9 protein-coding genes are annotated in these 9131 nt (G+C 45.2%); 7 read left to right on the top strand and 2 right to left on the bottom strand.

Translation table 11 applies throughout. The annotated features are described in order from the left end of the window. Positions 1-140: 140 nt before the first annotated feature. The 6 genes from C4S60_RS08810 (at position 141) to C4S60_RS08785 (ending at position 5551) form a co-directional block, all read left to right on the top strand. Positions 141-320: a hypothetical protein gene (locus C4S60_RS08810; RefSeq protein WP_103879964.1), complete on the top strand. Its 180-nt coding sequence runs from the start codon at positions 141-143 to the stop codon at positions 318-320. Between the two features lie 309 nt (positions 321-629). Further along, positions 630-1667, top strand: coding sequence for a porin (locus C4S60_RS08805; RefSeq protein ID WP_103879963.1), 1038 nt, complete (start codon positions 630-632; stop codon positions 1665-1667). Between the two features lie 163 nt (positions 1668-1830). Then, the gene (locus C4S60_RS08800) at positions 1831-2607 is read left to right on the top strand and encodes a helix-turn-helix transcriptional regulator (RefSeq protein ID WP_167390966.1); all 777 of its coding nucleotides are present in this window, start codon (positions 1831-1833) and stop codon (positions 2605-2607) included. 148 nt (positions 2608-2755) lie between these two features. Beyond that, on the top strand, positions 2756-3565 hold the full coding sequence (locus C4S60_RS08795) for an SDR family NAD(P)-dependent oxidoreductase (protein ID WP_103879962.1): 810 nt from the start codon (positions 2756-2758) through the stop codon (positions 3563-3565). A 239-nt stretch (positions 3566-3804) separates the two neighbouring features. Next, a complete protein-coding gene (locus tag C4S60_RS08790) occupies positions 3805-4977 on the top strand; it encodes an OmpP1/FadL family transporter (RefSeq protein ID WP_103879982.1) in 1173 nt (390 codons plus the stop codon). Between the two features lie 181 nt (positions 4978-5158). Beyond that, positions 5159-5551 (top strand): hypothetical protein, encoded by a 393-nt coding sequence (locus C4S60_RS08785; protein WP_103879961.1) that lies wholly within the window; start codon positions 5159-5161, stop codon positions 5549-5551. A gap of 65 nt (positions 5552-5616) precedes the next feature. Here C4S60_RS08785 and C4S60_RS08780 read toward each other — a convergent pair whose 3' ends face one another. After that, the gene (locus tag C4S60_RS08780; RefSeq protein WP_103879960.1) at positions 5617-6810 is read right to left on the bottom strand and encodes an HlyD family secretion protein; all 1194 of its coding nucleotides are present in this window, start codon (positions 6808-6810) and stop codon (positions 5617-5619) included. 5 nt (positions 6811-6815) lie between these two features. After that, positions 6816-7139: a DUF3302 domain-containing protein gene (locus tag C4S60_RS08775; RefSeq protein ID WP_103879959.1), complete on the bottom strand. Its 324-nt coding sequence runs from the start codon at positions 7137-7139 to the stop codon at positions 6816-6818. Between the two features lie 356 nt (positions 7140-7495). Between C4S60_RS08775 and C4S60_RS08770 the strand changes: the two genes are divergently transcribed. Beyond that, positions 7496-9073: an arylsulfatase gene (locus tag C4S60_RS08770; protein WP_103879958.1), complete on the top strand. Its 1578-nt coding sequence runs from the start codon at positions 7496-7498 to the stop codon at positions 9071-9073. Positions 9074-9131 lie beyond the last annotated feature (58 nt).

Raw genomic sequence — 9131 nt, 5'->3', positions numbered from 1 at the left:
CGGAACTTCTTGCTGGTGATACTAAACAAAGCCGACTATTTCTGATAGTCGGCTTTGTTATTATTTGATTATACTCAAGTGACTTCAAGATGCAGGACTCAGAGCTTAATCAAGGTGTTCAGTTCAAGGAAAATAGTTGAATGAATGGCTATTCCCTTTCGAAACTATTTGACGCAGGAATGGGCACCTTGATGAGCTTCCAAAGGGCGAGTTTACTTGGCTTCTATGCTTTGTTAGCGATTTTCGATTTAGAGCCACTAGATCTTCAAATCACTGCCGCGCCTAGAAGCCAAGTAATTCTCGCTGAACAAGCATCTTGAGGTTACTTGAGTATAACAACAATGTGCATAAGTGGCTTGGGATAATTATTATCGATATTGACGCTAAATAATTAAAATAAATGCAGTAAAAATACTGTATTAATGTTTTATAAAATGTAATTCAACTTTGATAATAAAAGTCTCCAAGTTTGTGTGACTAAATAATTGTGAGCTAGAACACTTAGATATAAATTTTTTCAGTAATATTACCGTATTTATGCCACGTCGATTAATTCAATATTATCCCCAACGAAAGGGCATATATGCCCGGTCATTGAAGTACACAACATTACTATTGGGATACAAGAAATGAAAAAACTAGCAATTGCTATCGCGATGATTTTGTCAGCGCCAGCGCTAGCTGAATCGGATGCAGCAACAGTTTCGGCAGAACAGTCTTCAGCAGCAAACATCTCTGAACTGTCTTCTACAGCAGACAAGCCAAACAACCTGTATGACTTCATTGAAAACGACAAGCTTTCTGGTGTGGCATACGCAGGTGCTGAGCTAGGCGGTAATGTTCTGTTTGATGACAAAAACAATAGCTTTGAACATAGCTACATGTTCAAAGTGGGTGCAGACCTTAGCTATGCAGTGACAGACAGCTTCTCACTTCTAATGGGCGGTGAAGCGCGTTACCAGTGGGTAGGTTACGACTCAAAAGTTGAGCCAATTAACTATGTTGACCGTTTCGTATTCGGTGCTAAATCAGCAGCAGGTGTGACGACATTTGGTAAGCAATGTGGTATCGCGGATGTTTACTTAGGTTTCGGTGATATCTCAAAAGAGCATGGTCTGGGTGCAGAAGCTGACGAAGCAGCGTGTACTGATGAGCAGCTAAACCATCACTATTTTGGTGAAAACTTTGACATCGGTGCTACATGGGAACACTCAAATGACGCATGGGCTGTGGGCGGTTCTGCGACAGTAGGTCCTGTAGTTATCGGTGGTACTTACGTTGACATCGCAAAAGGTGAAAACTCAACAGATGCACAAAACCTAAGTGAAAAAGTGTACACGATTGGTGCAGTTGCTGTATTCGACAAGTTTAACTTTGCTGCGAAATACGACTTTGCAGATGTTGAAACAACAGGAACAAATAACGAAGAAACTACAGGTTACGCTCTTGGTATCGCATATCAGGCGACAACGAACCTGTCTATCTCTTCTACTTACAACTCAGAAGAGTACAACTTTACAGAAGCTGGCCGCTCTTACATGGAAGACGACTGGTTCACTATCGGCGCGTCATACCGCCTGAACGAGCACTTAGAACTTGTTACTGACTACAAATTCTCTTCTGAAGACGATGACAAGCTCTTCCTACGTGCAAACGTAAACCTTTAATTCAGTCTTTGACACACTGTTATTAAACCCTTTGCCAGTAGCACTTGCTACTGGCCTTTTTGTATCTGCCCAACGGCTCTCATGTGTTGACACTTTAGACATCTATGAGCTAGTTTTTATTAAAAATCTATAATAATTAGTCTGTTGTAAGGCGACATTTAGAATGAATAGTACATTTGAAGATCTGCTGATGAGTCAGTCAGAACAACTTACTGCTTCAAAACCGAATGAGTTCTTAGAGAACTTTGTAAAGTTAGCTGAAGAAGCGCTGGAGTGGTTCAAACTGGACAGGCTCACCGTATTTCCCAACTCTATGATTCTCCTCAATGATGGCAAAACCATCTCTGTATCAAGAGAAGGTATTCCTGCACTGGAAAAGCAACGTTTTCTTAAGGGCAATTACAAAGAGTATTTGCGTATTCTTCGCTCTAAGCAAACCTGGCAGATCTTTGATAGTGAAGCATTAGCTCAACATCCTCTCGATCCCGTGAAAGAGCTATATCGTGAGGGGGCAAGGTGGCATGGTATCATTCGTCTTGAGTTGTTTGGCCAAACCTGGGGCGCACTTGCTTTCTCAAGGTTTAGTCTGGATGAGCCGCCACTTACTGAAGAAAACATTAAGCGCCTTAAGTTATTGTGCGATATTTGGTTGTGCTTCTGGCAGCATGCCACCATGACCCGGAACTTGAGTCTGGATGATAGTACCGTTGTGGATGAGAGTGAAAAGCTGCTGCTGCTGAGTAAAAAACAGTGCACCGTGCTGACGTTATTGGCCCAGGGATATACCGCGAAGCAATGTGCCGAGAAATTGTTTCTCAGCCCGAGAACTATCGAGTCGCATAAATACAGAATGCTCGATATCCTCGAGCTCGACAATCACACTGAGCTGGTTCAGTTCGCCTTGAGAAATGGATTAGGCATTGAATCGGTTGATCGCTAGTATCCACCGACATTAACCACAAAGTATTATCTATGCAGTAGTTATTACTGCATATTCCCTTACACCCTGCATTTATACTGCCCTCAGTTAAAGATCATTCAATCAAATATCGATTGAAACCACATTTTAAACTGAGGGTAAGACAGTCATGAAAAGCGTGATGAACAAAACCGTACTGGTGACGGGCGGCGCGAGTGGTATGGGCAAGGCCTATGTAGAAAGAGCGGTTCGAGACGGAGCCAAGCGCGTCATCATCTGGGATCTGAATCAAGCGGCAATGGAGCAAGTGAAGCAGGAATTCAGTTCTAGCAAAACAGAGATCCATACTTTTGAAGTGGACGTGACGAATACAGAACTGGTTTATCAAACTGCAGAGAAAATTATCGCTGAGATAGGGGCGGTAGAACTGCTGATCAACAACGCTGGTATCGTTATATCGGAGCGTTTCATTGACCATGACCCTAAAAAAATCGACTTGTCGATGCAAATCAACAGTACCGCGCCTATGCACATTGCACGCGCTTTTCTGCCTGCTATGGCTGATGTGGCTGATGCTCACATCGTCAACATCTCTTCAGGTGCGGGCTTTATGTATTGTCCAAGAATCATTGTTTACTGTGCAAGTAAATGGGCGATGCTAGGCTGGTCGCAAGGTCTTCGTGTTGAGTTGGCTGAGACTCTGCCACACATTAAGGTGACCACCGTGACACCGGGTCATATTGATACAGGTATGTTTGCTGGCGCACACTCAAAGCTGATGCCGATGATTTCTACCGATGAGATGGTGGATGCAGTATGGCAGGGCATTAAGCGAAACAAAATCCTGGTCGCGCGTCCAAAAGCAGTCGGACTTATTCCATTTATTCGAGGTATTTTGGGTTTTCGTGGTTGGGACTGGCTGTCTAAAGTCACAGGAACCAATGATTTTATGGCGGGCCACAACGACACCCGCAAATAGCCAATGTTACTTCTTCTTGTTGGAATTATTGCCGTACTCTCGCCATAGAGTACGGCTTTATTTTTCCTATCAATTACCTTGCTCACAAAATATCATTTCGCCTACCCGTTGCAGTAATTTTACCGATCATTTCAGGTTACGGCTTTCTTAAAATTCTACCCAGTAAATCACGACAAACCAAAGTATTCTAGGAGAATTTTTTGGGCGTCACTCTATTCATTCTTACTGAGCGACAAAACATGAAAAAATCGATCATAGCTTTATTGCTACTGGCTCCGACGGTCAATGCCAGCGGGTTGTTATTACAGGAGGCTGTTACGGCGAATGCGGGTACCGCAGGTGCGGGTGATGGTGTCTATACCGAGTCTGCAGCCGCGAGTTGGGCTAACCCGGCTACCATGTCATTTATGGGAGAACAATTAACCACAGTCAACGCAATGTTGCTGAATCTGGATATGGATTACATTGACAACAGCCCGGCCCAAAGTAATGGACAAGCGACCACCACAATGCCGTCTGTGGGCATGTTTCATGTTCGCCAAATCAGCGACAACCTTCACTTGGGTCTGAACTTCGGTGTCGTCGGTGGCTCGTCCATTGAGTATGGTAGCGATTGGGCTGGCGCTCCTTATTTGGATAAGGCGTTTATGACGGCAGTACAGCTGAATCCAAACCTTAGCTACCGCGTGAATGACAATCTGTCGGTAGCGGTTGGCGCTCAGTTAAACTATGGTTTGTTGGAAGCGTCTACCTCTACGTTGCAAACCGACCTGGGTTCTGACTGGGCTTATGGTTTTACCTTGGGAGCGATGTATAGCCGTGACGACTGGTCCCTGGGCCTCAGCTATCATTCAAAGCTCATCCATGAGTTCTCGGTCAAGGCGAGCTCTGATGCGATAAATGAACCTATTCCTGTAAACACCGAGCTGGCGATTCCAGCGATCGTCGACCTGAGTGGTCGATACGCGGTCAATGACAAGTTGTCGTTACTGAGCTCTGTTCAATTTCATCAATGGAGCGAATTCAAAGAAACGGCTCTTTATAACGATAACGTATCGCAGAGCATTGACAGACAATGGCAGGACGTTTGGAAGTTTGCTGCGGGTGGCGAGTACCAGTTAAACCAAAAGTGGGCGCTCAAAGCGGGCTTCTCTTATGAGACTTCACCGCAGGACGACCCTTCACTGCAATGGGTGGATCTGCCAGTTGGAGAGCAGTTCCGTTACTCAGTGGGTGCTCGTACACAGTGGGATGGTAAGACAGTCGACTTCTTTTATGAGTTCGCCGACTTTGGTTCGATGCCCATTCAGCGTCAGGTCGGACCGAATCCAGGAAATCTTGATGGACTTCCTGACTTAGATGGGACATTTGAAGGTCATATCCATTTTGTAGGTCTTAACGTTAGCTTCTAATCTCTCTCTGTTAAGTAGCGCTTCCCCAGCGCTACTTTTCTTGCGTCTCGTCAATCATTCTTAATAAACCGTAATTCTTACTGAATACCCCCCATCGGCCTTTCGATACACTCGATATCAGAATTCTCTTATCCGTGAATAGTTTTCTCTTCAAATTTTATTTTAACTTAAGTGGTGCACTATGTTTTTTAATCGCTATCTAAAACCGTTTCTTGTTATCGGCGGTCTGGTCACAATGTTTGCGGGCATCTATGCCATCAACCCCGAATCTGCGTTACGTGAAATGAACGACCTGCCGTATGACTCAAATTATGTGTTTCTCTTCAGGCATTGGGGCATGATGGTCGGGTTGATGGGCTTCTTCATTACTGCTTCTGCATTCAGGCCACAGTGGAGAGAGTCTATCATCCTGTATTCATTCCTGGAGAAGTTGTTTATGGTGTATTTGTATGTGTCGAACTTCTTCAATCCGGAAACGGCCCATCTCAATGCGGATTTCATTCCGTTTGTCATCACTGATATCACTATCTGCACATACACGCTGGGATACTGGCTTGAGAACAGAAAAAAGTGAAGTAACGTTCATTACTCACCAGGCAAAAAAAATCCTCGGACATTCCGAGGATTTTTTTATTTTCGTTACTTCATCGGCCAAACGTACTTGAGCCATGACATCATACGTAGCAGGACGCGTCGAACGATAGAGGTATGGAGAATGTCACCTTCGTGATTCAGTACCACAGCCTGACCCTGAACGCCCATTGGTAGAGCGTAGTCATCCAGATCTTCGTCTAATTCGATGATACCTACAGCGAATCCATGACGGGCCAGTGTGCTTGCCGAGACGAGTGTGCCATTGGCTTGTACTTCACCTTCACGCATTGCTGGCAGTACGCTGACTAGCTTACCCGTGAAGACCTTGCCTGGTTGTGAGTCGAGGACCATTTCAGCTTCCAGCCCCGGCTTTAGTCTGCGCAATGAGTTTTGCCAGAACATACCGGCGATCTGACGTTTGCCCGTATTCGGGATGAACACCATGGAAGGACGCAGAGGAATAGAGGCCGCCCGGAAGCCAGGAGCTAGTGCAATTTGGGTTGGAATACCATCAGCAGGAGCACGAACAAAGGTATATTCCAGGTCCAGTTCTGCCTGTTTTACCGCTTCCTGTAATTGAGCGACACGGGTGTTTTCGCCATAGATATTGGAATCTGCGTCCAGACGGATGCGCTCTTGCTCCGATTTAGCGGCATCAAGTGTTGAGCGAGCAATATTTACTCCAGCCTTTGCAGCGTTGTAGAGCTCCTTCTGGCGTTCAATCTGGCCTTCAGTAAATGGTGAGTTTTCGCCACCTTTGGTATGAGCTTCCGTATAGCGACGATATGTAGACTCAGTGCGCTTAAGGTTCGCTTCCGCTTTTTCTACAGCGGCTTGTGCCTTTTCAGTGTTGGCTATAGCTGACACTAACCCCTGGTTCTTCTGATAGGCGACGTTTTTTGCTTCTTCCAGAGCCGCTTTCGCTTTGCGAAGGGCAATCTGTTGTTTGTCGTTTTCAAGCGTAAACAGTAGTTCGCCTTTTTTTACCGGGACGTTCGCCTTGGCATGGACCTCTTTAACCGTGCCGGTCACTTGCGGAATGATTGGAACGGAGACGAACACTTCTTTAGAGAATTTGGCATAAGGGTGGTTGTAGTTCATCGCAATCATGATGGTACTAAGAATACCAATACCGCCTAATACAGCGGTAGGAACAGACCACTTGTTTAGAGGGATTTTAAATAACTTAAAGATACCAATACATAAAGCGGTATAGGTAAGAATAATTAACATATCCATGATTATTAGCCCTCGACCTTATTAATTTGCTTCTTAAGTTCGACGATTTCGAGCCTCATTTGCTCTAGTTCCGAATCAAATTGCAGTTTCTGTTGTTGTGAGAAACCCCAGCCCGTACCGGGCTTGTAGAGCGTTGCCCATATCCACAGGAACGGCCAGATAGCGTGCAGAGTAAACAAGCTGACCCAGCCAGCGACATGAATGGCATCCTGATGTGGATGGTTACGTTTGTGGGCGATTTCGTAAGGGATATCATGGATAACAATGATTCCGTAAAATATTGTTATGAAAACGAAAAAGACCAGAAAGAGTGCAAAATAATCTAGCATATAGACACCTGAAATATTTAACGGTAAGTAGAAATGGTCAAAATTAATTAACTTAAATTGTATAAGTGAGGCGATTCTAGATAGGGAATAGGAGGTGAAATACAGTAAATGTACTGAACCGAAGCGACATTTGATGTTCGACAATAAAAAACAGGAAAAATCATGATGGCGGTCAAGTTTACTAGTCAACATGAATAGTTTTGTTGAGTAAGGATTTGATGCGCTATTAATTGATCGAATGTTATATCCATCAAATAATTCCAACACGGGTTTTATAAGCAGTAAATATACTGATTACCAACCAAGAGGGTTTTTAAATAATAGTTTCGACTTAATTCTAATCCAAGGTCTGAACTATGTTTCAAAAGAAAACCTTTTTACAGCTTGCAGTAGGTGCAGCACTTGCGGCTACCTCGATGACAAGCTTTGCAACAACTGATACTTCTCGTCCGAATATCCTTGCTATTTGGGGTGATGATATTGGTATGGATAACCTGAGTGCGTACACCAAAGGTCAGGCAGGCCACTGGACGCCTAACATTGATCGTATTGCCAACGAAGGTGTTCTGTTCACTGATTTTTACGGTGAGAACTCTTGTACGGCGGGTCGTGCAGCCTTTATCACGGGCCAGCACCCGATGCGTACTGGTTTGACAAAAGTAGGCATGCCAGGAGCGAAGCAAGGTTCGAAGCCGGAGGACCCGACCATTGCGACGGTTCTTAAAGAAAAAGGCTACATGACTGGTCAATTTGGTAAGAACCACTTAGGCGATTTGGATGAGCACTTGCCAACCAACCACGGTTTCGACGAATTTTTTGGCAACCTTTATCACTTGAACGCGGAAGAAGAGCCAGAGCATCCGGATTATCCGAAAATGCCATGGTTTAAGAAGAAGTTTGGACCACGTGGTGTCATTCACTCTTATGCGGATGGCAAGATCGAAGACACTGGGCCGCTGACCAAAAAACGTATGGAAACAGTGGACGAGGAATTCCTGACGGCAGCACTTGATTTTATCGACCGTGCTCACAAAGAAAACAAGCCATTCTTTGTTTGGTTTAACGCAACGCGTATGCACGTTTGGACACACCTCAAGGAAGAGTCAAAAGGTTTGTCTAAGCGCGGCGGTATCTATGGTGACGGTCTGGTAGAGCACGACAACATGGTTGGTGAGCTGCTGGACAAACTGGATGAGCTGAAGATTGCTGATAACACCATCGTTAGCTACACCACAGATAATGGGGTGGAGAAGCTTTCATGGCCAGATGGTGGTACCGCACGTTTCCGTGGAGAGAAGAACTCATCGTGGGAAGGTGGACACCGTGTACCAGCAATGATGCGTTGGCCTGGTAAGATCCCTGCGGGTTCAGTGGTTAATGAAATTGCGGCTCACAACGACTGGATGCCAACCTTCCTTGCTGCAACAGGTGATACAACAATCGTTGAAGACCTAAAGAAAGGCAAGAAAATCAATGGTAAAGAGTACAAAGTACATCTAGACGGTTACAACCTGCTTCCTGCTCTGGAAACGGGTAAAGCAACGACACAGCACAACCTGGCAAGCTGGCCTCGTCAGTACTACATCTACGCAACGGATGGCGGTGATATTTCTGCGGTTCGTGTGGGTGACTACAAAGTCATGTTTAGCGTGAACAATTGCCACGGTCTGGAAACGTGGAACTGCTCATTTGAAGAGCTTCGTGCGCCTAAGATGTACAACCTTCGTCAAGACCCGTATGAGATCGCTGACCATGAAGGCATGTACACACAGTGGTACATTGAGCATCTTCCATACCTGTACCTGGGTGCGGCTACAACGGGTCAGTTCCTGCAAACCTTCCAGGAGTTCCCTCCGCGTCAGGTTCCAGGCTCTTTCTCAATCGACCAAATCGTAGAGAAAATGAACATCTGGCAACGTGCTCAATACAAGTAATGCGATAAGATAACGCGTTCAAGCCCGGTTCTTCAACCGGGCTTTTTTGTGCGCGGAG

It is taken from the genome of Vibrio hangzhouensis (assembly GCF_900107935.1).
GTDB classification, from domain to species: Bacteria; Pseudomonadota; Gammaproteobacteria; order Enterobacterales; family Vibrionaceae; genus Vibrio; species Vibrio hangzhouensis.
This window is presented reverse-complemented; position numbering and strand designations above follow the sequence as displayed.

Bases quoted from the DNA above. Each gene is read 5' to 3' on its own strand.
- C4S60_RS08810 (WP_103879964.1), top strand. From the start codon at position 141: ATGAATGGCTATTCCCTTTCGAAACTATTTGACGCAGGAATGGGCACC.
- C4S60_RS08805 (WP_103879963.1), top strand. From the start codon at position 630: ATGAAAAAACTAGCAATTGCTATCGCGATGATTTTGTCAGCGCCAGCG.
- C4S60_RS08800 (WP_167390966.1), top strand. From the start codon at position 1,831: ATGAATAGTACATTTGAAGATCTGCTGATGAGTCAGTCAGAACAACTT.
- C4S60_RS08795 (WP_103879962.1), top strand. From the start codon at position 2,756: ATGAAAAGCGTGATGAACAAAACCGTACTGGTGACGGGCGGCGCGAGT.
- C4S60_RS08790 (WP_103879982.1), top strand. From the start codon at position 3,805: ATGAAAAAATCGATCATAGCTTTATTGCTACTGGCTCCGACGGTCAAT.
- C4S60_RS08785 (WP_103879961.1), top strand. From the start codon at position 5,159: ATGTTTTTTAATCGCTATCTAAAACCGTTTCTTGTTATCGGCGGTCTG.
- C4S60_RS08780 (WP_103879960.1), bottom strand. From the start codon at position 6,810: ATGGATATGTTAATTATTCTTACCTATACCGCTTTATGTATTGGTATC.
- C4S60_RS08775 (WP_103879959.1), bottom strand. From the start codon at position 7,139: ATGCTAGATTATTTTGCACTCTTTCTGGTCTTTTTCGTTTTCATAACA.
- C4S60_RS08770 (WP_103879958.1), top strand. From the start codon at position 7,496: ATGTTTCAAAAGAAAACCTTTTTACAGCTTGCAGTAGGTGCAGCACTT.